Annotated in this window: 19 protein-coding genes; 3 read left to right on the top strand and 16 right to left on the bottom strand. The window is 35.8% G+C overall.

What is annotated here, in order from left to right; genetic code table 11:
- Positions 1-117: 117 nt before the first annotated feature.
- The gene (gene pelA, locus ICJ83_RS01725) at positions 118-1,734 is read left to right on the top strand and encodes a pectate lyase (RefSeq protein ID WP_188228627.1); all 1,617 of its coding nucleotides are present in this window, start codon (positions 118-120) and stop codon (positions 1,732-1,734) included.
- Positions 1,735-1,783: 49 nt separating this feature from the next.
- Here the strand turns inward: pelA and ICJ83_RS01720 are convergent, their stop codons facing one another.
- The 16 genes from ICJ83_RS01720 to ICJ83_RS01645 all read right to left on the bottom strand — a co-directional run bounded on the left by ICJ83_RS01720 (position 1,784) and on the right by ICJ83_RS01645 (position 23,500).
- Complete coding sequence (locus ICJ83_RS01720) at positions 1,784-2,758, bottom strand: pectinesterase family protein (RefSeq protein ID WP_188228626.1); 975 nt, start codon at positions 2,756-2,758, stop codon at positions 1,784-1,786.
- A 290-nt stretch (positions 2,759-3,048) separates the two neighbouring features.
- Positions 3,049-3,249, bottom strand: coding sequence for a hypothetical protein (locus ICJ83_RS01715; protein WP_317173256.1), 201 nt, complete (start codon positions 3,247-3,249; stop codon positions 3,049-3,051).
- Positions 3,250-3,342: 93 nt separating this feature from the next.
- Positions 3,343-4,113: a rhamnogalacturonan acetylesterase gene (locus tag ICJ83_RS01710; RefSeq protein ID WP_188228624.1), complete on the bottom strand. Its 771-nt coding sequence runs from the start codon at positions 4,111-4,113 to the stop codon at positions 3,343-3,345.
- Positions 4,100-5,071 (bottom strand): alpha/beta hydrolase, encoded by a 972-nt coding sequence (locus tag ICJ83_RS01705; RefSeq protein WP_188228623.1) that lies wholly within the window; start codon positions 5,069-5,071, stop codon positions 4,100-4,102. The genes ICJ83_RS01710 and ICJ83_RS01705 overlap by 14 nt, the downstream gene beginning before the upstream one ends.
- A gap of 5 nt (positions 5,072-5,076) precedes the next feature.
- Positions 5,077-5,922, bottom strand: coding sequence for a rhamnogalacturonan acetylesterase (locus ICJ83_RS01700; RefSeq protein ID WP_188228622.1), 846 nt, complete (start codon positions 5,920-5,922; stop codon positions 5,077-5,079).
- 97 nt (positions 5,923-6,019) lie between these two features.
- Positions 6,020-6,157 carry a hypothetical protein gene (locus ICJ83_RS01695; RefSeq protein ID WP_188228621.1) on the bottom strand — a complete coding sequence of 46 codons (138 nt, stop codon included), beginning with the start codon at positions 6,155-6,157 and terminating at the stop codon, positions 6,020-6,022.
- 23 nt (positions 6,158-6,180) lie between these two features.
- Positions 6,181-7,089 (bottom strand): alpha/beta hydrolase, encoded by a 909-nt coding sequence (locus ICJ83_RS01690; RefSeq protein ID WP_188228620.1) that lies wholly within the window; start codon positions 7,087-7,089, stop codon positions 6,181-6,183.
- 5 nt (positions 7,090-7,094) lie between these two features.
- A complete protein-coding gene (locus ICJ83_RS01685; protein WP_188228619.1) occupies positions 7,095-8,792 on the bottom strand; it encodes a glycoside hydrolase family 28 protein in 1,698 nt (565 codons plus the stop codon).
- Positions 8,792-10,420 carry a glycoside hydrolase family 43 protein gene (locus ICJ83_RS01680; protein ID WP_188228618.1) on the bottom strand — a complete coding sequence of 543 codons (1,629 nt, stop codon included), beginning with the start codon at positions 10,418-10,420 and terminating at the stop codon, positions 8,792-8,794. The genes ICJ83_RS01685 and ICJ83_RS01680 overlap by 1 nt, the downstream gene beginning before the upstream one ends.
- An 18-nt stretch (positions 10,421-10,438) precedes the next feature.
- On the bottom strand, positions 10,439-11,683 hold the full coding sequence (locus ICJ83_RS01675) for a glycoside hydrolase family 88/105 protein (RefSeq protein WP_188228617.1): 1,245 nt from the start codon (positions 11,681-11,683) through the stop codon (positions 10,439-10,441).
- A 4-nt stretch (positions 11,684-11,687) separates the two neighbouring features.
- Complete coding sequence (locus ICJ83_RS01670; protein ID WP_188228616.1) at positions 11,688-12,704, bottom strand: DUF4861 family protein; 1,017 nt, start codon at positions 12,702-12,704, stop codon at positions 11,688-11,690.
- 22 nt (positions 12,705-12,726) lie between these two features.
- Entirely contained in the window at positions 12,727-14,163 is a 1,437-nt protein-coding gene (locus ICJ83_RS01665) for a glycoside hydrolase family 28 protein (RefSeq protein WP_188228615.1), read from the bottom strand.
- A 113-nt stretch (positions 14,164-14,276) separates the two neighbouring features.
- A complete protein-coding gene (locus ICJ83_RS01660) occupies positions 14,277-16,487 on the bottom strand; it encodes a pectinesterase family protein (RefSeq protein WP_223154564.1) in 2,211 nt (736 codons plus the stop codon).
- A 124-nt stretch (positions 16,488-16,611) separates the two neighbouring features.
- Positions 16,612-18,276: a DUF4957 domain-containing protein gene (locus tag ICJ83_RS01655; RefSeq protein ID WP_188228613.1), complete on the bottom strand. Its 1,665-nt coding sequence runs from the start codon at positions 18,274-18,276 to the stop codon at positions 16,612-16,614.
- A gap of 12 nt (positions 18,277-18,288) precedes the next feature.
- A complete protein-coding gene (locus ICJ83_RS01650; protein ID WP_188228612.1) occupies positions 18,289-20,103 on the bottom strand; it encodes a RagB/SusD family nutrient uptake outer membrane protein in 1,815 nt (604 codons plus the stop codon).
- 13 nt (positions 20,104-20,116) lie between these two features.
- On the bottom strand, positions 20,117-23,500 hold the full coding sequence (locus tag ICJ83_RS01645) for a SusC/RagA family TonB-linked outer membrane protein (protein WP_223154563.1): 3,384 nt from the start codon (positions 23,498-23,500) through the stop codon (positions 20,117-20,119).
- A 478-nt stretch (positions 23,501-23,978) separates the two neighbouring features.
- Here ICJ83_RS01645 and ICJ83_RS01640 point away from each other — a divergent pair, with 478 nt between their 5' ends.
- Both ICJ83_RS01640 and ICJ83_RS01635 read left to right on the top strand, forming a co-directional pair.
- Positions 23,979-24,983, top strand: coding sequence for a pectinesterase family protein (locus tag ICJ83_RS01640; protein WP_188228611.1), 1,005 nt, complete (start codon positions 23,979-23,981; stop codon positions 24,981-24,983).
- A gap of 62 nt (positions 24,984-25,045) precedes the next feature.
- Positions 25,046-25,732, top strand: a complete 687-nt coding sequence (locus tag ICJ83_RS01635) for a rhamnogalacturonan acetylesterase (RefSeq protein ID WP_223154562.1) — start codon at positions 25,046-25,048, stop codon at positions 25,730-25,732.
- Positions 25,733-25,877 lie beyond the last annotated feature (145 nt).

Below are 25,877 nucleotides of genomic sequence, written 5' to 3'. Positions count from 1 at the left end.
TATAGGTTATTTGAAAATTTTTAGTTAAAAATGTTTTATTACTAACTTTTATTATTTAATATTGTGTAATCGATTGCATATTTCGATAAAATACTAAACTAAATAAACCACATATTAATGAAAAAACTAAAAGGACTTTTAGTGTTGTTTTTAGGGTTCTTTACCCTAAATGCATGTAGTAGTGACAGCGAAGCTATAGATGAGGATAAAACGATACTTGTATCTTCTATTGTTATTAATGGTAGCGACATTACTGATGGTCAAACCAAACAATTTACTCCTGTAGTACTACCTAATAATGCAACAGATCGAACTGTGACTTGGTCGGTGTCTGATGAATCAATCGCATTAATCTCCGAAAAAGGTATTCTAACTCCACTTGAAAATGGTACTGTTCAAATTACTGCGACGGCAAATGATAAATCAGGTTTGTCAGCACAAAAAACAATTAAAATTTCTGGAGTGGCAGGTCCTGTTGTTCTGGTTGAAAGCTTAACTATTTCAGGAAGTGATATAACCGATGGTCAAGCGAAGCAATTTTCAGTTTCGGTGTTGCCAAATGATGCTACAAATAAGGTGGTTGTTTGGTCAGTTTCTGATACCTCAATAGCAGAGATTAATTCAGAAGGATTACTTACCCCTAAGAAAAATGGAACAGTAACTGTTATTTCTACTTCAACGGATGGAAGTGGTGTTAAGGGGGAATTAAGTGTTGCTATCTCAGGAATAGTTCTAACTAGTTTAAAAGCTGAAAATGTATTGCTCTGGCAGCGTAGTAATGGAGGTTGGCCTAAATACCATAATGACTTTTCAGGATATGACAGAGCTCAAACCGAGTCTGAAAAAATTGAGGCAGAAAACACTAAGAACAATACAGACACCACAATTGATAATGAACATACAATTGGAGAAATAAGAATTTTGTTGAGTGCATATAAAGCCACCAATAATACGGCATATCTAGATGCAGCAGTTAAGGGCATTGATTTTATATTTGAAATGCAATACGACAATGGAGGTTGGCCTCAATATTATCCTTTAAGAAATAATTACAGTCGTCATATTACTTATAACGATAATGCTATGGGGAATGTGATGAATTTAATGCGTGATATTTTCTTAAAGAAGAATAATTTAGAATTGATAGATGAAAGTTATATTGTTAAAGCAGAGACAGCTTTCAATAAGGGTATAGATGTTATTTTACAAACTCAGGTTGTTATTAATGGAATTAAAACGGCTTGGTGCGCTCAGCATGATGAAGTGACATTAAAACCAAGAATGGCCAGATCTTATGAGTTGGCTTCTAATAGCGGGTCAGAATCAGTTGGAATTGTAAGATTACTGATGACTTTAGATAACCCATCAACTGGTGTTATCGATGCCGTGAAAAGTGCGGTAGCTTGGTTTGAATCTGTTAAAATTGTTGGTTATGCTCTGCAAGAAGTAAATGGAGACAAGGTTTTAGTAGAATCGCCAGGAAATGTAATGTGGGCAAGATTTTACACTTTAGACGATTATACAGGAGACCAATATGAGTCATTATTTAATGCATTTAACCCCAATGAACCATTTTTCTGCAGCAGAGATACAGACCCAGAAGGTGGAGGTCCTAGAAAAACAATTGCAGAAATATCAAGCGAAAGAAGAAATGGATATTCTTGGTATGGTAGCTGGCCTAAGAATTTAATAAGTACAGAGTATAGTGCATGGAAAGCCAAGCACGGGATTTAAGTTTTGTTTGAGTTAGTCGAAAAAAGGTCGCTTTGTAAAGCGGCTTTTTTTATTCGAATTCCCAAGGATTACAGGTGTTAAAAATAGTTTTTACTGTATAATTTGATGCTTCTTTTTCATCTAATTGATGAGACCAGGAAACGCGGTTTTTGGCATTACCTCCGGCTCCGTAGCATTGGTACTCTGCAAAAAACGCCGTTTTTTCGTTTTCAGGATTTCCCCAGTTATGCCAGCCTTCAGGCCTTATAGCTTCAGGTAATTTACATCTCACAAAAACCGATTTTGCATAATAGCGCCAAGGTCGACCTAAATATAACTTAGTTACATTTTTAGAAGTCGTTATTTTGCAATCTAAAAACACAAAACCATATGCTTTGTCTTTTGGTGTATTAGGAGCCGTAATATAGGAGTCTGATTTACAGTGAATGGTACAGTTTTTAAAAACAGCTGTTGCCGGTCCAAAAATAAAATCGGTGGTGCCTTCAATATAGCAATCTTCAAAAAGTTGCCTGGAATATTCGCCTCCATGGTAAATGGTATCTTGGTTGCCTATAAACTTACAGTTTTTAAATAAGGCTTTATCTGCATCAACATGCAGGGCAACCGCTTGACCTATGGTACCTGCTGAATTTTCAAACGTTATGTTTTCTGCTTTAAATCGGTTGCCAGAAATTTTTGCAGTATAAGAATTAAAAGTGCCTATATGTTTTCCTCTACCAGCATAATCATTAAAAGTAATGATGGTTTTATCGACATCTTCCCCTATAAAACTTACATCCACGTTAAAACGAGGTAGCTCTATTTTTTCGATGTAAACTCCGTTTTTAATGTATAATGTTATCGGTTTTAGCGGAAAAACACGCATAGCATCAATGGCATCCTGTATATACTTGTAATCACCACTACCGTCTTTGGCTACTACAAAATCATATTTATATTTATCCGGGTTTGAGGTTTGCGCAAATACGTTATGAGCGGTAATAATTAAGCAAAAAAGTAAAAATGATGTAATTGAATTTTTCATGAAAATTGATGGTTACGATTGAAAGACTTTAGTTAGAAAGTTATCCATATAATTAACTGTTTGATTAACCCAGGGATTGAACAACCAAAAGGTCTGAATTTTTTATCAAACTTATGAACTTCGGTGTAAAAATTCCAATTTTAAATAATAGCAAGTAATTCGTCTTATCAGGCATGAAAACGTGGAAATCCACTGTTTATAAGCATAATGGGGCATGAATTTTCATTTGCCCAGAAAATACTCGAAGCATCTTTCCAAATTTCCTTTTTTTCGTAAAATGAGCTTCCCAACTATGTAACATCTGGAGTGTCTGCTTTTCGATTAAAATTTAAAGAGACAGGAGCCATAAAGTCAACAACCCCATCTATATCTATAATGGCTTGTACATTACTAGAAAATCCATTGTTACCGTGATTGTCTTCTTTTTCTCTTACACTATTGGTTAAACCCACAAGTATAGCCAGTTCACCAAAGGCAGAGTATCCTAAAATAGCAATTTACTTCGGGTTAATGTAGTATTGCTTTGCATGTGCACTCACCCATCGAATAGTGCTTTTTATATTGAAAACCGCTTAATTACTTCTTTAAGGTTTTATTATATGATTGGCGAGTTCTAATTCTTGTTCCATAATACCTTGCAGCACCAACTCAGCCATTTTTCTGGCACCAAAACCTGTAAAATGCGTGTTGTCTGGATTACCTTTAGGAAAGCGAAAATACTCTTTTGGTTTAAAGTACATATATAAATATCTTGAGCATTCAGGCCCCATTTTATTTAATAACTCACGACTTTTGGTGTCTAAGTCTATCATTGGAATATTTAAGGTTTCAGAGACTTCTTTTAATGCATTTAAATACGGTTCATGACATTCTAAAGCTTCTCCTTCAGAGTTAAAAATCCAACGCGTTACAGGACTTATAAGCACAGGAATGGCATATTTTAATCGGGCTTCGTTTATGTATTTGGTGATATACTGTTTGTATTGGTCAGGTGTGGTTTTGCGGTCTGGGTGATCTTTAGAATTCTGGGCATCGTTATGACCAAATTGAATGAAGACATAATCTCCTGCCTGTAAAGAATCTAAAATTGGTTGCCAGCGATTTTCTTTAATAAACGATCTCGAACTTCGCCCGCCTTTCGCATGGTTTTTAATTTGAACAGTTTTTTCGAAAAAATATTCAAACGGCATACCCCAACCCATTTGCGGGAAGCGATTTTCATCATATAAGCACATCGTAGAATCACCCACCAAATAAATTGTTGTTGGTTTATTTTGTGCATTTATAATTAAGTTGAATGTAAAGAACAAAATGGTTAAAGCTTTTGTTTTTGTAATTAGTTTATTTGTTTTCATGTTTTAAAACCTTATTTAAAAAGTTAACGGTATAGTTTAGTGTAGTTTCAAACCAGGGATGAGCCAACCAAAAAGAGTGCGGACTTCCTTCCAGCGTATGTGTTTTATTGTAGATCATATGCTGGTTTAAAATAGAAATCATGTCGTCTCGTCCTGCGTGAAATCTGGCATAAGAGCTGTTAATGAAAAGTGTAGGAGGTGTATTGCTGCATACATATTCTAGAGGCGAAGCTTCTTTCCATATTTTGAAGTTTTCATCTTTTTCTCCATCTAACCAGATACCTGCCATAGACGTCTTACCAGGTTTTGATTCTGCTGCGGCTTCAGGATGGATGAAAGATACAATACCGTCAATGTTTACTATAGCTTGGACTTCATTTGAAATTTTATGATGTGTTGAATACAAAGTTGAATTTGGAGTGACTCCAACTAGGGTAGCTAATTGTGCTCCTGCCGATGCTCCCAATACAGCAATTTTTTCTGGGTTGATGTTATACTTTTTGGCATGCTTTTTAATCCAGATAATGGCATCTTTTATATCGTTAACAGCTGCTGGGTAGGTGGCTTCAAACCCTAATCTGTAAGCTATAGGTACGCCAACATAACCATGCAATGCCAGATGTTGTCCCATAATGCGCTGATTTTCTTTATGACCTACAAGCCAACCACCACCATGAATAAGTAATACAGCAGGGTAGCTGTCTTTTTTGTCATCAAATTTAGGGGTGTAAATATCTAATTTTAGATTGGAGGTATTTGTTTTTTTATAAATAAGATCCTCGTGATATTTTATTTTATTGGACGCTACACGTTGAATAGGTTTAATATCGGGGTAATTCTTTTTTAATTTCTCATAAGTGTTCTCAATGGTATAAGGTTTGTAGTCGTCTTTAGTTTGGGCATATGAAATAGAAACAAATAAAAACAATATGGAACTGATAAAATGAATAGATTTCATGAGGCTTATTGTTTAAGCGTTAAATTAATTTCTTTTAAACCTTCAAACACTAATCGTGCAACTTCTATGCCGCCTTTAGTTTGAAAGTGAGTGTTGTCATCAGATCCGTTGGGGTAAGCTTCATATTTTGACTTTGGCAGATTCATAAAGTAGTTTTGACTCACAAAATCTTTTCCTTTATTAGAGAAAAGCATTCTTGATTTTAGATTCAGATCGATTAAATAAACCTCCATGTCTTTGGCTATTTCTTTTACAGCTTGGTCGTATTCGCCATGAACATTTTCTAAGTTACCATCTTTCCATGGGTAGTTTCTGGCAACAGGGGTTAAGATGATTGGTATGGCTCCCTTTTGTCTTGTTTGGTTTATAAATAATCGTAAAAATTCTTTATAACCTTCAATATTTACATAGCGTTCGGGCTTGGTTAGTGCTGCATCGTTATGCCCAAATTGCATCATAACAATATCATTCTTCTTTAAATTTTCATTGACCGAGCGCCAACGCCCTTCCTGAAAAAACGTTCGGGTACTGCGACCACCTTTAGCTCGATCATCAACTAAAGCGCTATCGGTTTTTATTAAGTTATTTACTAAATATAAGCTATCTGAAGTTAAAAACGGCTGAAATACCTGTCCCCAGCCAGTAAGTGGGTATCGGGTTTTCATATAGTCCTTTCCTTTTTCGTAATCACCGGTGTAATCGGCCATTGTAGAATCACCAATCAAGTAAATGGTAGTGATTGCTGTTTTTGTTTTACCATTTGATGCCTCTGTTTTATCAGATTCGCGACAAGCTGTTAGTAAAAGGAAACAAAGTATAAGTGTTGTATAATTAAATATTGTTTTTTGCATAATCTTATTTTTTAGCATTAAACTTCTATATTTTGTCTTGTTCTATGTTAATATCGTAAAGCTTATACGAGAGCAGTTGTAATGATTTCAATTTTGCCTAACCTGACACACTTGGAGTTTTAAACGCCCGATTTTGATAAAATGCATTTGTGTTTTTGCCGAAATCTTTTGTAAGTGTTTCCTCCTGTTTTTCTACCAAAGCTTTTACTGTTCTTAGTCTTAAATTACCACTCAAGTTTGATTTAATTTTAACGATGGTTACTTTATAAATTTCATTTCTTTTAACCATTTAGTTGAAATAGTTTTCCATTCATCGGTTAGATTAGAGGCATTATAAACCCCTATTTTATGTCCTCCTTTTGGGAAAATATGTAATGAGCCTTCAACATTATGTTTTAACATAGCTTCGTAAAATAGAATACTATTCATGGGATTTACTGCTTCATCATTTTGTGCATGAAATAAGATGGTTGGCGGCGTATTGGCGGTTACCTGATGTTCGTTAGAATAATTATGAATGTTTTCCTGGGTACAATGGTTACCTAAAAAATTGATTTTACTGCCTTCATGAGTAAATTTACCCAACGTGATAACAGGTGATACCAAAATCATATAATTAGGAAGGATTTGTTCGTTGTCCAAGTCATCACCAATCATTGAATAATCTTCATTATGAGTTGCTATGGTTGATGCCAAATGTCCTCCTGCCGATGAACCAAAAACACCAACGTTATCTTTATCTAAATTCCATTCTTTGGCATTATGGCGAATAATTTTCATGGCGCGTTGCGCATCTTGAACTGGGCCTTGTTCACTAACAATTAGGTCGGGTGAATTCGGTAAACGATAGAGTAATACAAAGGCTGTGATGCCTTGAGTATTATACCACTTCGCCAGTTGAATACCACCTAAATTATAAGTGAGTTTTTGGTAACCACCAGAAGGTAAAATTAAAATGCCGCTACCATTCTGTTCTTCTTTTGGAGGAAAAAATGAAAGCAATTTAGGTTCTGCAATTTGGGTAATGCGTTCACGTTCTTCTATATGCTCTAATGTTAAACCTTTAGAGTTTGGCATTTTACCTTTTGGCCAGATATTCATGCTTTCTTGCGCATCAATCATACAACTCAATAATAAAACACTATAAAAAAACATTCTTTTCATCATTCTAATTATTTTAGTTTTACAGCTTTTTTGTTGACTTCTTTGCCTTGAAGTATTTGCTGTGTAGGGTTCGTAATATCTTTTTTGTTAAACTGAATTTTTTCAGTTTTATTTCCTAATATTTTTATGGCTGATTGACTTTCTGAAAATGATAAATCTTCTACGTTTACATTTTTACTGTTGTAGATGGTTAGTGCGTAATCCTTAGAAGCATTTACAGTAACATTGGTTAATGTAATACCATTGGCATCTATAATCGTAATGCCTTTTTTAGTTTCAAAAATGGCATTTTCAAGAGATACATTTTTTAAATTCATTTCAGGTAAGCCCATTAAAAACACTGCGGTTTCGGAGTCTACAACATTAATATTTTTCATAAATATATTTCTGAATGAAGGCGTTTCTTCGGTTACAGCAACCATATTTTCATCGCGCTTTTCGTCATCCGCATTTTGGTCTTCTTCAAGAACAGGAGAGTTACCGCTATAAAACATATTAAAACGGATGGCTTCTGTTGGAATATGAATCATATCAATATTGGAGATGTAAATATTTTCTACAGTACCACCACGACCACGCGTACTTTTAAATCGTAAGCCGACATCGGTTCCTAAAAATGTGCAATTAGATACATGCACATTTTTAACACCACCAGACATTTCACTACCAATTACGAAACCACCATGGGCATGGTAAACCATATTATTTTTAACGATAACATTTTCTGTTGGCATACCACGTTCCCGACCGTCTTTATCTTTTCCTGATTTAAAGCAAATGGCATCGTCGCCAACATCAAAGGTGTTATTGTAGATTAAAACATTTTTACAGGATTCTAGATCTAAACCGTCACCGTTTTGAGAATACCACGGATTTCGAACTTTTAAGTTTCTAATAATTAATTCTTCGCTCATTAACGGATGAATGTTCCATGCCGGCGAATTTTGAAATGTCGGTCCGTCAAGGAGGATACGTTTACTATTTACCAAACTTACCATCACTGGGCGTAAATAATCTTTTATAGATTGAAATTCGGCATCGTTTATTAAATCCGGAACGTTGAAGTTTGTTGTGCCTTCATAGCCTTTTCGAGCGCCTTCCGACGGAAACCAGATGCGCTTATCTTTTGAAAGAACACCTCCGGAATTTATAAGTCTTTTCCATTGACCATCCGTCATTTTTGATTTTTTTACAGGACGCCATGCATCACCACCTCCATCAATTATACCTTCGCCAGTAATCGCAATATTTTCAACATTGTCTGCTGTAATGGGGGAGATGCATCTTACGGTTTCAAGACCTTCAAAACTAGTTTTTACCAGAGGGAAATCGTTAAAATCTTTACTAAACAGTATAACCGCTCCAGATTCTAGATGCAGATTAACATTGCTTTTAAAAATAATCGGCCCGGTTAGCCAAATGCCTCTGGGTACCATTATAGCGCCACCACCTTTTGAATTAACATCGAACATGGCTTTTTTAAAAGCTTCTGTGTTTTTCGTAATCCCATCGTTAATAGCTCCAAAATTTGTGATGCTTACCTTGTAGTTGGGAAATTTTGTAGTACTTACGTGTGGCATATTAAATTCAATGCCGTCATAAATATTTTGTTCAGTAATTGTATTTATCTGTTGTGCTTTTAAAAATGAAGCACAAAAAAGGGTTAAACAAATTAACCCTTTTTTAGCTATTGAAAATTGTATCATTATTTTGAAATTTTAAAATAATCTACATCGGCATACCCGCCGCGTTTTGCTTCTTGCGTACTTACACTAAATAGGCCAATTTTAGCGCCTATCCATTTTCCTTCTCTCGCATTGAAAGACTTTCCAATTTTTTTGAATTTTTTGCCATTTTCAGAATAATAAAATTGACATGTGCTATTTGGACTTGATACCTCAACTTTAAAATATATAGAATTGGATTTGATACGATTTTGGGCGTTAACCTTTTCCTCGCCACCTTTAATAGCATTTGTGGCTTCGGTTTGTTTTATGAAAAATCCTTTGTCGTCGTTCGAAATACTAAGCGTTGCATAGTCCATTCCCATAATAATCAAACCTGCTGTTTTACCGCTTTTTGCTTCTTCAGGTTGTAGCGTAATTTTGGTTTCAGCCGTGAAATCTGGAGCAGGAAATTTTTGAAGTAATAAATTAGGAACCATCCATAAATTGGTTTCGTTTTCAGGAATTTTAATGGAGAACAATCGTAAATAATCATTCCCTGGTAATTTGGCATGCCAAACCACATTATTGTTGGCACTCCATTGCCATTGTAAGCCGATACTGAATCCTGTGAAGTCATCAGTTTCAACAGGGGTTTCTATAGGATAGGTTTTTCCAACGTTAGGTTTTGTGTGAGTCATTACAGGTTCGCCAATACCATTACTGTCTAAATCTTTACCCATAACTGGCCAATCGTTTTCCCAGTACATGGGTTGCAAATGAACAATGCGGCCTATTGGTCCCACATCTTGAAAATGATAAAACCAAGACTCTCCAAGAGGGGTTTCAACCCAAGCACCTTGATGAGGTCCATTTATTTTTGTTTTTCCTTGTTCTAAAACAACTTTTTCTTGGTAGGGACCATAAATGTTTTTAGAGCGCAATACCAATTGCCATCCGGTAGCAACCCCGCCCGCAGGGGCAAAAATATAGTAATAGCCGTTACGTTTGTAAAATTTAGAACCTTCAACCGTTGGATGGTTTTCATGACCATCGAACACGTGAATTCCGGGGTCTAAAACTTTGGTGCCTTCCGAGTTCATTTTATTTACAGAAAGTAAACTTTTTACACCAGCGCGACTGCCTGCGTAAGCGTGTACCAGATACGCATCGCCATTATCGTCGAATAGGGGACAAGGGTCTATTAACCCTTTGCCTTCCATAACTAAAACTGGATCGTCCCATTTTCCGTAAGGATCTTTGGTTTTAACCATGTAAATTCCGAAATCGGGATCACCCCAGTAAATATAAATTTCACCTTTGTGATAACGGATAGCAGGCGCCCAAACGCCATTTCCATGTTGTGGAATATTAAAGGTGTCTAAGGGAACCTGAAGTGGTAAGGCATGGTTTATGAGTTTCCAGTTTACCATATCTTTGGAATGTAAAATTGGTAAACCAGGCGCTGCGTTAAAGCTGGAAGCGGTCATGAAATAATCGTCACCAACTCTAACTACATCAGGATCTGAATAATCAGAATATATAATTGGATTTTTATAGGTGCCATCACCATTATCGGCAACCCAAACCTCCGAAACATATGGTTTCCCGGTTTGTGCGACCAGTAGTGATGAACAAAATATAGAAAGTACAATTATGGGTAGTTTCATTAAATTCAGTTTAGTATTTTATTTATTTAGCTCTAAGCTGGCCATAATAAAAGGACCAGTACCCTTTGGGTCGTTTGAACGGATGTCTTCACCAATGTAATATTCAAAAGAGCCGTCGCGATAAGGATTTCCGCCTAGTCCTGCAACAGCACAACATTGATTTAAATTTACCACACCGTTTGCTTCAACAGTAACTAAATTTTCTAAAAGTGCGTTGTAGGCTTTTTTAGCTATACCTAAATATTTTTCAGGTAAGTACCCGTTGTTAACACCTTTAGCGAAGGTGTAGGTAAACATTGAAGTTCCCGTAGCTTCTAAATAGTTTCCTTCTCTGTCTCCTTGATCGAGCACTTGCCACCATAAGCCAGATTCATCCTGCACCTTAGTAACAGCTTCAGCATATTGGTTTAAGTATTTAATGATTTTTTCATATCCTGGATGATTTTTGGGTAAAAAGTCTAACACGTCAACCATGGCCATACCGTACCATCCCATGCCACGAGACCAGAAATGTTGAGAATTTCCTGTTTCTTTGTTAGCCCATTTTTGTTCTTTACTTTCATCCCAACCGTGGTATAAAAGTCCGGTTTTTTCATCACGACTATGCTTCTGAATTAAATCGAATTGAAGGACAATATGGTTGTATATTTTTTCTTTTTTGGCTTCATCCTGAATATAATCTTTAGCATATTTTGCGTGGAATGGTTCGGCCATATAAAGTCCGTCTAACCACATTTGATACGGATAGATTTTTTTATGCCAGTAACCACCATCGGACGTTGTTGGTTGCGATTCTAACTGGTTATTTAAAGTTTGCATGGCCTTTAAGAAGCGCTCTTCTTTAGTAATAGGGTAGAGGAACAGTAAAACATCGCCAGATTTAATCATGTCCAGATTTTGTTTTTCAAGACTGTAAGTATCGATGGTTCCTGTGCTGTCGATTAAAGTATTGGCATAGGCGTAAATATAATCGAAGTATTCTTGTTTTTGAGTTTTTTCGAATACACGAGAACAGGCTCCTAGTACTAACCCTGGCGTGTAGCTCCATTTAGGTTTTTCACGAAAGTCAAGTAAAGTAGGGTCTGGAAAGCGTTCCATTTCTGAAAGCATCATGCGTTCGGACCATTTAAGATCTTCAGGAACAACCTTTTCAACGGTCGTTGTGGGTTCTTTTTGGATGTTTTCTTTTTTTGCGTCTTTACAAGAGGTGGCCGATAAGCCTAAGGCTAATGTAAAAAGAGCAATGTATTTTATTGTTTTCATACTGTTATTTAATAGAATTTGTAGCGTTTAGCGCCGCTAATTTGCTATCTAAATCTTTTACAAAATCGACTTCTGTTTTAATTCCGTTTTGCTCTTGTTCCCAAGCTCCTAAAAAGTAATAGGTTATCGTGTCGGTTGTTGGTTTAAAGATAACTAAGTGTTCGTAGTCACCTTTTTTCTGTTCGGCAACTTCATCTAGTTTATAAAATAAAGCCATGCCTAATTTATCGGCAGGATGTGCCAGAGTTTGAACACCATAAGTTGCGATATAGCCCCAGTTATTTCCTTCTTTTTTATGAAAAGCAACATCGTGGTCTACAATTCCCGTGCATAAACCATCGATTGCTTTAGACGGTGTTAGTTCGGCCTTAGTAAAGCGGTCTTCAGGATAAATAGTTAATCTTGAATTTAAATCTATAATATCGTTACCAGACGCCCATCCTGTATATGTAATATGAACAGAAGAGCCATTTTCCGAATTTGTTATATTTGCTTTAGTATCGTTTACCTTTTGAAAACGAACCACAGTGTCGGCGACAACACGACCGTAACCTCCAATTCCCATCGATTTTCCTGCTTTTAGGATATCTTGTCCCCAAGGCGCATCTTCATGATAAGAATCAAATCCATCTTGCCCCACATATGGAAGAACCAGCGAATCAACCTTTTTTCCAAAAATATCGATAGCATTACGCCAGTCTAAATACAAACGGTAGCCTATCTGACTATTTTCCCAACCCGGGCCCTCGTAGCGTATATACCAGGAATGATCGGTGTGTTCTTTTGGAACCTGTAGATTGTCTACATTTTTAAAAGAAGTGCCGCCATTAAATTCTTTATGGCCTCGGGGGCCATCCATCCAGGTTCCTCCCTGAGCAATGGATATTTCGGCATAGGTTTTTGGTTGACTAGGCGTTTCGTTAGTCGCTTTAATGTTATCTTGACTAGGAACACTAGATTTTTTGTCCTTACAGGCTATTAAACTTAGGAGAGTGATGGATAGAATTGCAAGTTTTTTCATGATAGATAAACGTTTTCTTTAGTTAATAAGATTCTCCATTAATGGTCGTGTTTTCAAATTGTATAGGTTCTGAAAATTCTACTGAAAGCGGCGTTTTAGCTTTTTTAATATGAACATTCTTAAGCGTTACATTTTTTATAATGGCTTCCTCACGCCCTTTAATTAAAATACCATATTTTCCACTATTTTCCACGTTTATATTTTCTAAATAGATGTTATCTATTTTTGGAATATATTCACCTTCTTGATTGTCATATATGCCGTAATGCAGGTTGATTTTTAAGGCAGCTTCTTTTACTTGCCCCACAGTAATATCTTTCACAAATAGGTTTTCAACAAATCCACCTCTCAAAGTATTAGTTTTTATGCGGATGGCACGGTCTAAATGCGGACTATCCATTTGACAATTTCTTGCATAAACATTACGAACACCAGCTGAAATTTCGCTACCTAATACGACACCACCATGACCGTCTTTCATATTACAGTTTTCAATAACAATATTTTCACTTGGTATATTTACTCGTCTTCCGTCGTTATTTCTACCTGCTTTAATGGCGATACAATCGTCGCCAGTATCGAATGTACAGTTTGTAATATGTACGTTTTTCGTGTATTCTGGATCACATCCATCGTTGTTTGGACCATGGCTACTTACCGTAACACCATCAACCCGAACATAATTACATTTTAAAGGATGAATAACCCAAAATGGTGCGTTGGTAATTGTTACACCCTGCAACAATACATTTTCACATTCAAAGGGCTCAAAAAATGTAGGACGAATTTGGTGGCCTTTACCAAATACCCGTTCTTCAACTGATGTTTGTAACTCGTTCATTTTGCGTAAAGTAGGTAAATTGATGGAATCGTGTTGTTTAGGTGCTCCTTCAACCCAGCCATAATCGTCTTTACCACACCAAGGCCACCAATTACTATTGCTAGCTTGACCGTCGAGTATTCCTTTTCCGGTTACGGCAATATTATGCTGTTTGTAAGCTCGAATAAGTGGTGAGTAGTTCATGAGTTCTACACCTTCATATGAAGTATGAACTACAGGTAAATAATCGTCATGATTTGTTGAAAAAAGGACATTAGCTCCGGTTTCTAGATGTAAGTTTACATTACTTTTCAAAATAATAGGACCTGTTAAAAAATCGCCAGCAGGAATTATTACTTTTCCGCCACCCACTGCACTGCAACTATCAATTGCTTTGTTTATGGCTTCTGAATTTAATGTTGAACCATCTGCAACAGCGCCAAATTCTAATATATTAAATTCACGGTCCGGGAATTCGAGAGGATTAATACTTTTAATAATGTTATCGGCAGCAGCAAAAAGATCATATTGTGCTTTTTCTTCCTGTTTAGGTTTTTCTTTACACGCATTAAACGTTAAAGAAACTAATGAAAGGGATATTAAAGCGTAACGCCTTAGTTGATTATGAGTAGTTTTCATATAATTTTAATTTAGTTGTAATCGATTGCTAAAAATACTAAAGAAGTCTTGTTTGACATAATTTAAAAGAGATTATGATATGTTAAAACTAGTGATTTTGTTTCGTTAAGCTGTTATAATTTAGGATCCCAGTTGTCCGTCCCGTTTAATACAGTTCTCAATGTATACGATTCGGCTTCTTTTTTAGCTAATGTTTTAGCCCACTTTACACGTTGTTTGGATGTTCCTGGTCCTGTTGTACCATATTCGGCATAAAAGGTCGTTTGTTCAGCTTGTGGTTTATTCCAGTTATGCCAGCCTTCTGGTTTTATAAGGCTATCCATGTAACAGTCAATCCAAACGGTTTTGGCATAATCACGCCAAGGCCTTCCTAAATAGAAGGTGTTCTCTTTTGCACTTCCAGTTATCTTACAGTTTTTAAACACAAAACCAAATACTGTATCTTTACCGGTTGAAGCAGCCGTAACATAACCGGATTTTTTACAATAGATTTCGCAATTTTCAAAATAAGATGTAGACCATCCGAAAATGAAATCAACCGTACCCTCGATGTAACAGTTTTTATAGTATTGTCGACTATTGTTTCCATGGCAATACAGTGTATCCTGGTTTCCTAAAAATCTACAGTTGTTGAAAATAATTTTATCTCCATCAACGCGAACAGCTACAGCTTGGCCCACAGGGCCCGCACTATTTTCAAATGTGATATTTTCAGCTTTAAAGTTATCGCCAAAAATGAAAAATGAGGAAGAACCGGTTGTGCCCATTTCCTCTCCAAATTTATTGTGTTTTTGGGCGAAATCATCATAAGTTAAAATGGTTTTAAACTTATCTTCTCCCACAAATGTGATGTTGGTTTTTGAAGCAGGTAAAACGAGTTTTTCTTTGTAAATTCCATTTTTTATGAAGATTTTAGTTTCGTTTTTTCTGAAATCGGGTACAGCGTTAATGGCTTCCTGAACAGAAGTAAAATCGCCACTACCATTTATGTCAATGATAAAATGGTAGGTTTCTCCGTTGTCAGTTTTTGTGCATAACCAAGGCTGCGCTAAAGTATTTGCATAAACTTCGATATTGGTAAAATTTTTATCAAGTGAAAAATGGTTGCTATCGTTTAAGTTAGGGTTTAATTTATGTTCTTTTTCCCAATCATCGGGCATGCCGTCTTTGTCGGTATCGGTTTTTGGAGTTGTAGATTTTAATGCAGGCCATCCGCCAACATCGTTTTGCGAATCGATAATACCGTTCTTATAATTAGTAAGACCCATAAGTGTGTTTTGCACTATTCTGGTATCTACAGCATCTCTTGATAGACTTGCGCCAGCTTCTTTTAAAACTTTTTCGTAAGCATCTGTTGGACTTTGAGTTGAAATATTATTTGAAATATGAACTTCAGAATCTCGTTTTGTTTCCTGTAAGTTATCACATTGAACACCACCATCCCAGTTGTTACTTGAAATAGTTTCAAAACCTTCCACATAGTTCCCATCAATATAAAATGTGCCGTAAGGCTTGTAAGGTTCTAAAATTCTGTTTTTGATTGATTGTTTTGTTGCTGGCCCAGATTTAAAGTAATTATTAACCATGTTGTATGTGCCTTTTTCTCCGCCGTAAATACTATTGCTTCCCCAATTGTAAATGACGTTATTTCTGAAGTCTACAAATTCGTTTTTTGAATTTTCGGTAGTTGAAGAGCCACTAAACCTTGGGTTTCTACTATTGTTTGAAGCAATTAAGTTGTGATGAAAAGACACATTTACACCACCCCAAATACCTCCGTAACCATGAGCACCTTTATGATGCACTGAATTATTTAATGCTTCGGAAATAATGCAATATTGTAAAGTAAAATTAGAATTGTTGTAAAAAGAAGCATTTTCGTCGGTTGCCCAGCTGATGGAGCAATGGTCTATTATAACGTTGTTGGAACCTCTGCAACCTAAAGCGTCGCCTTCAACTTTATGAAGATCTCCCATTCTAAATCTCAAATAACGCAAAATAACATTATCGGCCTTGATGGTAAACGGATATCCTTTTATCGTAATACCATCGCCAGGAGCTGTTTGTCCTAAAATGGTTAAATTGGGGTTATTAACATCGATATTTGATTTTAGTTCGATCGTACCTGAAACGGCAAAAACAATAATTCGAGCACCATGCTTTGTAATACCTTTTCTTAAACTTCCTTCACCTTCGTCATTTAAATTAGTAACCGTATAAACTATGCCTCCTCTTCCGCCACTCGCGTATCTACCAAAGCCTTCAGCGCTTGGAAAGGCTAACTTCTGAGCGTGGGACAGCAGTGTTGTACAAAGAATGATCATTATAAAGAGGTGGGTTTTATAGAACATGTTTAAAGTAACATTAGTAAAAAAAAGTGGATATCTCAAAGTATTACAACTTATTGAATATCCACTTTAGTATAAAATTAAAAATAATTTATTTTAATTACAATTTAGTACGCCATCTTGGGTCGCCTGCTGTATATTGTCCAGCAAACCCTTTGTCTTTAAAGTTAAAATCATTGTTTTGTGGGTCTACCCACAAATCATCTTGCGTACCAGAATAATTCGATTCTAAATTTGGTATTTCACGGCCTGTAGACCAAGTAAGATCTGAGGTGGTAAAGCTGTTCCCAACTGTAAAGTTGGTATCCGGTAAACCTTGATAAACACCGCTAGAGGTATAGGTTGTGGCCGTTCCTGTTTCATCCCATGCATGCCCAAAAATTGAATTTTGAATAGAAATACCATTAGTAACGTTATTATTACCATCTCCACCTCTAAAGCGGAAATAATTATTGAAATTAGCAAATGTACAGCTTTCAATAGTTAAAGACTCACAGTTATTTCTTGTTTGGATAAGCCATCCCACTTTATTAAAAGTACTATTAATTAAATTAAAGTTGTTTACTGTTGCTGTTTGAGGAGTACCTGGGTTAGTGTCGCAGGTTAGAAGGCCATAACCACCAATACTGTCTATAACACTATTTCTTATTTCATAAGTATCTACCAGAGCATTTGTTCCTCTTAGTCTGAAAACACCTCTTAATGTTCCAATTGTACAATTATCGAAAAGTAATTCGTTAACGTTAGTGTCACCGCTAGAAGGGTTAAAGACATAATCGCCTCCATAATCTTCTCCTCGAATTTCAACGTCAATGAATCTGATATAATCAATATTAGATCCAGAAGCAATATTCCAGTTACCTGTTGTGAAAAGTTTGGCCTTTTGCTCACCAAAACCATAAGCGGCTCTGATGGTTATTGATTTATCTAATGGAGTAGATGGTAAATCATAAGTAACCCCTCTTTTAAGAAGAATAGTTGCTCCATCAGGGGCCGATGCCACGGCGTCTTTTACAGCTGATGCACTTTCATTATCTCTAATATCTATTAAATTCGGAATACTAGAATAGTCTGGTTCTGCAACACGGGTCGTAAAATTAACCCAGCCTCTTAATTGAGTACCGCTGTAAATAGCAATTTGATATTCAGATTCTGGTTCTAATCCTTCAACAAAACCTTCACCTGCTAAAAATTGTTCATTACTAACAGGAGCTTCAGGTAATAAAGGCGTCGTAAGTCTAAGGTCATCTGCAGCAAAAACTTTAATACCGGTAATCGCGTCACCAAGTGGCTCCCAAGTAACTCTTGCGGCAACATCTGTAACATCATAACTTGATGGGCTAAATAGAATTGAAGGGAAAGTTTCTGTTCTTACTCCACCTAAATCTGAAATTTTACTATCGTATTGCGGATCGGCCTCATGGGCAGTAGCTCTTACTTGGTAAATGGTATTCCAAAATAATTCTTCGCCTGCATTGTTGGCATTGATTTCTACATAATTAGTGTCTGAAAGTATCGTATATTCAATAGTAGCAAAAGTATCTCTACTAACTTCTAAAGTATATCCTACTGCAGACTTTAGTTTTCCCATATTAACGATTATGGAATTACCTTCAGCGAAAAGAGGTTCGTTTAAAACAGGGCGGAATAACCTTGTTTTTTCATAGTTTTGATCATCGTCCTTATCACAAGCATTAAACATGCTTACTATGAGACATAAAAACAGAATTGTTTTTATGTTAAATATGTTATTATGATTTTTCATATCAATTTCTTTTTAATTAAAGTTAAAGCCATATTGACCTCTGTTGCTAAGCAATCCTTTACTGTTTATAACAGCACTAGTTGGTGTTGGGAAAATATATCGCGCTACACCAGCTTTAGGACCGTTAATATGGTTTTCATAATCTCTTAATATCCATTCTTGATAAGTAGTTTCATCGCTATGTAAACCTGATAAGAATGATTGTCTATTCCATGTTTCATCTGGAGCAGCTAAGATTTTGTTATCTGGGTTTAGAACCACAAATTCTCCATCTTCAACTTTCCAGTACATATAATCTGGTCCTGTTCCTGTACCGTCAAAGGCCTCATCAGCCAATTTTTTCAGACCTTCAACTGTTTCTTCCATTTTTTGAGAATATAAATTCCAACGAATCAACTCATATTTACGAATCATTTCGCCCCCGAATTCCCAAGCACGTTCATCAACGATAGCATTAAAAAAGTCTTGTTTAGAAGCAGAGATTTGAGCTACATAGTTGTCAACTTTGGTGCTCCAGTCAGCGGCATCAAAAGCTCTTCTACGGATTCTTTTAAAAGCATCTTGAGCCTCGGCTGTAGGACCATTTAATTCGTTTTCAGCTTCAGCAAACATTAGCAGAACATCGGCATAACGCATCATAGGCCAGTTTATAGCTGTTCCTTTTGCTGTATTTTGCCCTGGAGGTTCAGGTAAGAACCATCGACTCCATTTACCTTGTGAGATATTTAGACCAACATGTTCGTATTCAGCATCGGTGTTAATTCTCCATAAACCACATGTTACATCTCTACGTTTATCTTTACTATCAAACGACATGTAGTATGTTGCTGGCATTGACATATAGTTGTTTCCAGAACCATAACTATGTTTAGCAGTGGCACCACCTTGAACAGTTATACCTATATTCCAACCCACGTCACCTCCACCTTGTGGGAAAGGAACTTCAAAAAGAATGTCACTATCTTCAGTAGGAACAATAAATTGACATTGATTCATGAATATTTTTCTGAAATCCGATGGTAATTGACGGTCTTTTAAATCGATTAGCTTCTTAGAGTAGTCTCTGGCTATTTTATAATAATCGAGGTAATCACTGTCTCTAACCATGTTTAACTCAGGAGTCAAATAGTATCCACCGCGTTGCAGGGCTAAACGTGCAATCATACCTAAAGTGTACTCACGATTTACTTGTTCAATGCCATGTCTTGTTTGACTTTGCCATTTCATGTTCTCCTCAACGGATATTAAGTTTTCTATTTCTCCTGAAAGAATTTCATTTCTGTGTGTTCTTGGTAAGTCAAAATTATCACCGGCTCGAGGCGCTTTAGTTACGTACGGTACATCGCCAAAATAGTATGCCAACATACTGTACCAGTAAGCTCTTAATGTGTAAGCTTCCCCTAATAAATTATAAAATTCATCTTTTATAGTAACATCGGCGTTTTCTAAGTTACCACTATTGTTAATTCCTTCTATTGCAATGTTTGCATCTCTGATGGCTTGATAAGCATAAGTCCATACAATATCTAAATCGCGATTAGAAGGTTGTGCATCCAGATTCCAAATTTGGTATCGATCAGAAGCACTAGTCCATCCTGACTGTCTTTCTATATCAGTGTTTCCTGTCATGTTATTAGACAGTCTAGATCTAAATGCATCTTGGTTAAAGTATTGGTAAACTGCATTAACACCAGATCTAGCGTCATCTACATTTGAATAAACGTAATTTAAATCGGTCGTAGAAATAGATTCTGGTTCTAGAAAATCTTTTTCACAAGAGGCTATTAAAAAAGCAGGAATAATAGCCAATAAATATTTAAGTTTCATATCAATTAATTTTTTAAAAGGTTATGTTAACTCCAAAAGTATATGAACGAGACCTTGGATATGAAGATCTGTCTAATCCTAAAATAAAAGGATTACTATTTACGCTAACTTCTGGATCATAACCAGAATATTTGGTCCAAAGAGCTAAGTTCCTACCTGTTGCAAAAACTCTAAATTTAGACATCCCAAGTTTAGAGATAAGTTTGTCCGGTAGGCTATACCCTAATGTAACGTTGTTCAACCTAAGGTATGATCCGTCTTCAATAGCCCAACTGTGAACTACAGCCTGAGCAATACCATGGCTGGCGTGCGACCAGATGGTTTTGCCTTGGTTTAATTCTCTCAATTGTTCTAAGTCGGTTACTATACCACCTGGTGTTCCAGTGTATGAACCATCAATATCTAAATAGGTAAATCTATTGTCCAAACTCATTGTTTCTAATAGGTTACCGTTTGTTATCCTTCTTAGTTGGTTATATTGAATTTTACCCGTGTTGTAAACATCATTTCCAACTTGATAGTTAAAGAACGCCGATAGGTCAAATCCTTTAAATCTTGCGCTTAAACCAAATCCACCTTGAAAATCAGGAACAGCATTACCTATCACTTTTCGATCTTCGTCAGTAATTTGATTGTCTACCTCATATTGTTTTTGACCGTTTCCGTCTAAAATAGGATCTCCATTATCATCAACAACTAGTTGAGGTAAATCTTTTAATTTTAAGCTACCAGGTCTTAACTCACCACCTACAGTACCCGAAGCGTCGGCGATACCGTCTTTAAGTATGTACTCGCCATTTGTTTGATCAAGTGGTAAGAAATCATCAACGCTGTAAAAACCATCGGTAACAAAACCATAGATATTCCCCATTTTTCCACCAACCTCGACTTGGTAATCATTAATGTTTCTTAGGTCAGTACTAGCCCAATTTGAGCGATAAAACTGTTCAGGTGTTCCTTCTAATTTGTCAACAGTAAATGTGTTTCTACCAATATTAAAATTAGCACTTAATGTGAAATCGGGTTTATCTATAATAACAGAGTTTACACCTAATTCAAATCCGCGATTGGACGTGTTTCCTATATTATCCCATTGTGTGCTAAAACCTGAGTTAGTACTTATATTTTTTTGTAGAAGTAAATCTCTGGTTTCATTCATATAGTAGTCAAAGCTACCACTTAGGGCACTATTAAATAATGAGAAATCTAGACCGTAGTTAGCGGTTGCTGTTGTTTCCCATCTTAAATCTGGATTATAAAGGGTAGAGCTTGCCGGTTTGTAAAACAGGTCTCCGGTAGAATTATCAAATCCTGGACCTCTGAATGTTTCAGTTTCAAAAAGAAATGATGTTACACCATCAGGAACACCATCATTACCAGTCTCACCATATGATACTCTTAATTTAAGTTCTCTTATAAAATCGACATTTTTTAAAAAATCTTCTTGTTCAAGTTTCCAACCGAATGCCATGGCTGGGAAAATACCTAAATTATTTTTCCCTTGAAACCTGCTGGATTGATCAGCTCTAGCCGTAAGAGTAAATATGTAAGTATCTTTTAATCTAAAATCGAAACGACCAAATACCGATTTTCTATTGGTTTCAATAGACTCTCTACTGGTTACTCTAGTATTTCCTTTAGCAATTTGAAGGTTAGCAAAGAGTTCTTCAGGAGTAATTGATTCCCTGAAACCTTCCGCACGAACAAAATTTTCATGTCCACTAGCAGAAGAGAATTCTTGTCCAATAAGAGCATCTAATGCCCACAAATCGGTAGTTTTTTTATAATTTAAAGTATTAACTAATCGATAATTTAGTCCTTCTCTTAAGGTTTGCTGCCCAATAGAGCCAAGTCCACCACTGTTAAAAACTTCACCTGTTAAAGGCCCCCAAAATCGTTTGTCATCTCTGAATGATTTTTCGTGTTGAAATGAAGATTTAGCGGTTAGGTTATCGGTAATTTGCCAATTTAATGCTACTTGGTTAAAATAAGATCTGTCAATTCGTTTACGCCAATCTTGCTTTATAACTTCTCTAGGATCTAAAAGACTTAGTAAAAATTGTTGATAATCGTCGTCATCGTTAACCTGAGTAAGGTCTATGTCTAGTTCGTCGGCAATACCATTAACAGGTCTAGTCTGAACAGCTTCTTTAATACTTACTGATCCGCTAGAGGTTCCATTTCCATCTTTAATTCTGTTGGTCATTCTGGTATTAAAGTCAATAGACAATCTGTCAGAAATCTTTTGATTTACTTTGAAATTTAAATTTGTTCTAGAAAAACCAGAGCCATAAAGTAAACCTTCATCATCATTATGAGAAATACTAAAATTCATTTTAGTCATTTCTGTACCACCATTGATACTAAGGTTGTGATATTGGGAAAGGGTAGTTCCTCCAAACAACTCATCTTGCCAGTTAGTAGCTTTTTTTTGTTTGTAAAGCTCTAAATCATCATATTTTCCGAAATACTTTTCAAATCGATCTATGTCGGTCTGACCTCTTAAGGCAGCATATTCGTAATTGGCTAGGACAAACTCATAAGGATCCAAAACCTCGTATTTTCTGTCCTGAGGTAATTCGTTAAATTGTAAATAGTTGTTGTACGTAATGGTTGTTTTTCCTGCAACAGGATTTTTTGTAGTTACAACAATAACACCGTTAGATGCTCTTGCTCCATAAATAGCCGTTGCTGCAGCATCTTTTAACACATCGATACTTGCAATGTCATTTACAGGGATATCATTTAAGCTTGAACCAATAAATCCATCTATTATAATTAATGGTTCGTTACTTTGTGAAATTGATGTACCACCTCTTACTCTTATTCGTATATCCGCACCTGGTTCTCCATCAGTAGTGGTTACGTTAACCCCAGGTAATCGACCAGCAATAGCCTCTGCGGCGCTAGATATTGGGATGTTAGATAGCTCTTTACTGCCAATACTAGCAGTAGCACCTGTCATATCCGCTTTTTTAACTTTACCGTATCCATAATCTACGATTACAATTTCGTCAAGTTGGCTAACATCAACCTGTAAAGTAATATTTATTGTAGATTGATTATTTACAGCTATCTCTTGCGATTTGTAACCAACGTATGAGAAAATCAGTGTGGCATCTGAAGCTACATCATTTAATGAAAAGTTGCCATCAAAATCTGTTGAGGTTCCGTTTGAGGTGCCTTTCACAATTACGGTAACGCCTGGAAGAGGACCTCCTAATTCTCCTCCATCGGTAACCGTACCCGATACCGAAATGGACTGACCGTAGATTAATCCAGTAAAAAGCAAAAATACTCCCATAAACAAATCTAATTTTGCTTTGTTTCGTGGGGGTGTTTTCTTTCTTGTCTTCAACAAGAAAACTTGATGTTCAATAATAGAATAGTTTGTCATTGTAAATTGTTTAATTGTTTTATTTTTTTAGTACAGTTTTAGCATGATAAGTACAGTTATACAATCATAGTGAAGAATGTTTTTCGCATTTTAATAGTGGTGTTTTAGTTGGTTATAATTAGTTTAACTAAGTCGATTACCATTTTTTTGGTTAAAAAAAATAAATTTCTATTATACTTAACTCATGTCTGTGATGAGCTTTGATTGAAATTTAATGTAATCGATTGTCCAAATATAATTATTATTTTAATTCTAGCAAATAATTATTGATTATTTAATTTACTCATCTGCATATTGTTATATGTGTAAATAACGTTTGGTATTGCTATGAATTTAATAAGATTGCCTGTTAGGCATCAATAATGAAGACAATCGATTACAAAGATAGCGTGATGTTTTAATAGTCTAATCAACTTATTTTTATAAATTGCAGCCCTGTTTTATCAAAATTTGATTAGAGAAAATAAATAATAAAAAGATGTTTAGTTTAATTTTTTACTTGTTTTTTGTTTTTGCACCAAACGGTTATCACATAAATTATAATGAATGTAAAGAATCAAATTACGATTTAAAAAAAACTGTTAAAGACAGTTACAATATTGTTGTAGCTAAAGACGGAACAGGTGATTTTACAACCATTCAGGAAGCTATAAATTCAGCCAAGGCCTTTCCTTATCAACGTGTTTTTATTAATGTAAAAAACGGAGTTTATAAAGAAAAGGTACATGTTTATTCATGGAATACTAATGTTTCCATATTGGGTGAAAGTAAGGAGAAAACTATTATTGAGTTTGATGATTATTTTGATAAGGTGAACCTGGGTAGAAACAGCACCTTTCACACGTCTACATTACTCGTAGAAGGTAACGATTTCATTGCAAAAAATATAACGGTTAAAAATACAGCGGGACCTGTTGGGCAAGCCATTGCTTTATCGGTTAATGCTAATAGATGTTATTTTGAAAACTGTGAATTCATTGGAAATCAAGATACAGTTTATACAGCCGGCGAAGGTTTTAAACAATATTTTAAAAATTGTAGGGTTGAAGGAACAACAGACTTTATTTTTGGTGAGGCTACGGTATTGTTTGAAAATTGCGACATTCATAGTAAATCAAATTCATATATAACCGCTGCCTCCACACCTCAGGGGATGAATTTCGGATACGTGTTTAAAAATTGTAAACTAACCGCCGATAGTTCGGTTACAGAAGTTTATTTAGGTCGCCCTTGGCGATTATATGCCAAAACCGTTTTTATAAATTGTTTTATGGGAGAACATATAAATGCAGAAGGGTGGCACAATTGGAATAAACCAGAGGCCGAAAAGGAAAGTTTTTACGCAGAAAATAACTGTAGTGGTCCAGGATTTAAACCTAATAGTAGAGTGACTTGGTCCCACCAGCTAAAAAACTCACAGGTAAAAAAATATTCAAAAGAAAACATCTTAAAATCAACATCGAAATGGTATCAAGATTTATAATGAATGGGAAAGTACTTTTAAATTCTATCATGTTTTTCATACTGTTACTATCTACTAGTTGTATGGCTCAAAAAACAACCATTTACATGATTGGGGATTCTACCATGGCGAACAAGAAAAATCCCGAAACAAACCCAGAACATGGTTGGGGGCAGGTTTTGCCTGAGTATGTAATGGATAATGTTGAAGTGGATAACAGAGCTGTAAATGGGAGAAGTAGCCGCAGTTTTTTAACAGAGGGGCGATGGGATTCTGTTTTAGAAACTTTAAAAAAGGGCGATTATGTGTTTATTCAGTTTGGTCATAATGATCAAAAAGTTAAATCACCAGATCGATTTACTAATCCGCATACGGCCTACCGAAACAATTTAATACAATACATCAAGGAAACGAGGGGTAAAGGTGCTGTGCCGATTTTATTTTCTTCGATCGTTCGACGACATTTTAATGAGGAAGGTAGTTTAGTCGATACACATGGCGAATACCCGGTAGAAGCGCGTTTAGTAGCATTAGAGTTTGAGGTTCCATTTATCGATTTACAATACTTAACTGAGAAACTTGAAGAATCCTATGGAGTTGAAGGTTCTAAAAAATTGCATCTTCATTTTGAACCAGGAGAACATCCGTATTATGAAAATGGAAAACACGACGATACACACCTTTCCGGTTTGGGTGCTCATAAAGTTGCTGAATTGGCTGTTGAAGCATTAAAAAATAATGTGCCTGAAATTAAAAAGTATTTTAAATAAATGATCGGTTTAGATTAATGCGCCGGGTTTTTGGCTGATTTTTCAATTTATAAGAAAAATCCGCTGGATTGTTACTGCTTAAAACCTTAATTTAGTAGCATTAACTAAATAAGCGACTTGGGTTTCAGGATTATCATGTTGAAGC

The sequence above is a fragment of the Aestuariibaculum sediminum genome (assembly GCF_014596945.1).
In the GTDB taxonomy this organism is placed as follows: Bacteria; Bacteroidota; Bacteroidia; order Flavobacteriales; family Flavobacteriaceae; genus Aestuariibaculum; species Aestuariibaculum sediminum.
The sequence above is the reverse complement of the archived record's forward strand: the minus strand, read 5'-3'. Positions and strand labels throughout refer to the sequence as shown.

Bases quoted from the DNA above. Each gene is read 5' to 3' on its own strand.
- pelA (WP_188228627.1), top strand. From the start codon at position 118: ATGAAAAAACTAAAAGGACTTTTAGTGTTGTTTTTAGGGTTCTTTACC.
- ICJ83_RS01720 (WP_188228626.1), bottom strand. From the start codon at position 2,758: ATGAAAAATTCAATTACATCATTTTTACTTTTTTGCTTAATTATTACC.
- ICJ83_RS01710 (WP_188228624.1), bottom strand. From the start codon at position 4,113: ATGAAAACAAATAAACTAATTACAAAAACAAAAGCTTTAACCATTTTG.
- ICJ83_RS01705 (WP_188228623.1), bottom strand. From the start codon at position 5,071: ATGAAATCTATTCATTTTATCAGTTCCATATTGTTTTTATTTGTTTCT.
- ICJ83_RS01700 (WP_188228622.1), bottom strand. From the start codon at position 5,922: ATGCAAAAAACAATATTTAATTATACAACACTTATACTTTGTTTCCTT.
- ICJ83_RS01690 (WP_188228620.1), bottom strand. From the start codon at position 7,089: ATGATGAAAAGAATGTTTTTTTATAGTGTTTTATTATTGAGTTGTATG.
- ICJ83_RS01685 (WP_188228619.1), bottom strand. From the start codon at position 8,792: ATGATACAATTTTCAATAGCTAAAAAAGGGTTAATTTGTTTAACCCTT.
- ICJ83_RS01680 (WP_188228618.1), bottom strand. From the start codon at position 10,420: ATGAAACTACCCATAATTGTACTTTCTATATTTTGTTCATCACTACTG.
- ICJ83_RS01675 (WP_188228617.1), bottom strand. From the start codon at position 11,683: ATGAAAACAATAAAATACATTGCTCTTTTTACATTAGCCTTAGGCTTA.
- ICJ83_RS01670 (WP_188228616.1), bottom strand. From the start codon at position 12,704: ATGAAAAAACTTGCAATTCTATCCATCACTCTCCTAAGTTTAATAGCC.
- ICJ83_RS01665 (WP_188228615.1), bottom strand. From the start codon at position 14,163: ATGAAAACTACTCATAATCAACTAAGGCGTTACGCTTTAATATCCCTT.
- ICJ83_RS01660 (WP_223154564.1), bottom strand. From the start codon at position 16,487: ATGATCATTCTTTGTACAACACTGCTGTCCCACGCTCAGAAGTTAGCC.
- ICJ83_RS01655 (WP_188228613.1), bottom strand. From the start codon at position 18,276: ATGAAAAATCATAATAACATATTTAACATAAAAACAATTCTGTTTTTA.
- ICJ83_RS01650 (WP_188228612.1), bottom strand. From the start codon at position 20,103: ATGAAACTTAAATATTTATTGGCTATTATTCCTGCTTTTTTAATAGCC.
- ICJ83_RS01645 (WP_223154563.1), bottom strand. From the start codon at position 23,500: ATGACAAACTATTCTATTATTGAACATCAAGTTTTCTTGTTGAAGACA.
- ICJ83_RS01640 (WP_188228611.1), top strand. From the start codon at position 23,979: ATGTTTAGTTTAATTTTTTACTTGTTTTTTGTTTTTGCACCAAACGGT.
- ICJ83_RS01635 (WP_223154562.1), top strand. From the start codon at position 25,046: ATGGCTCAAAAAACAACCATTTACATGATTGGGGATTCTACCATGGCG.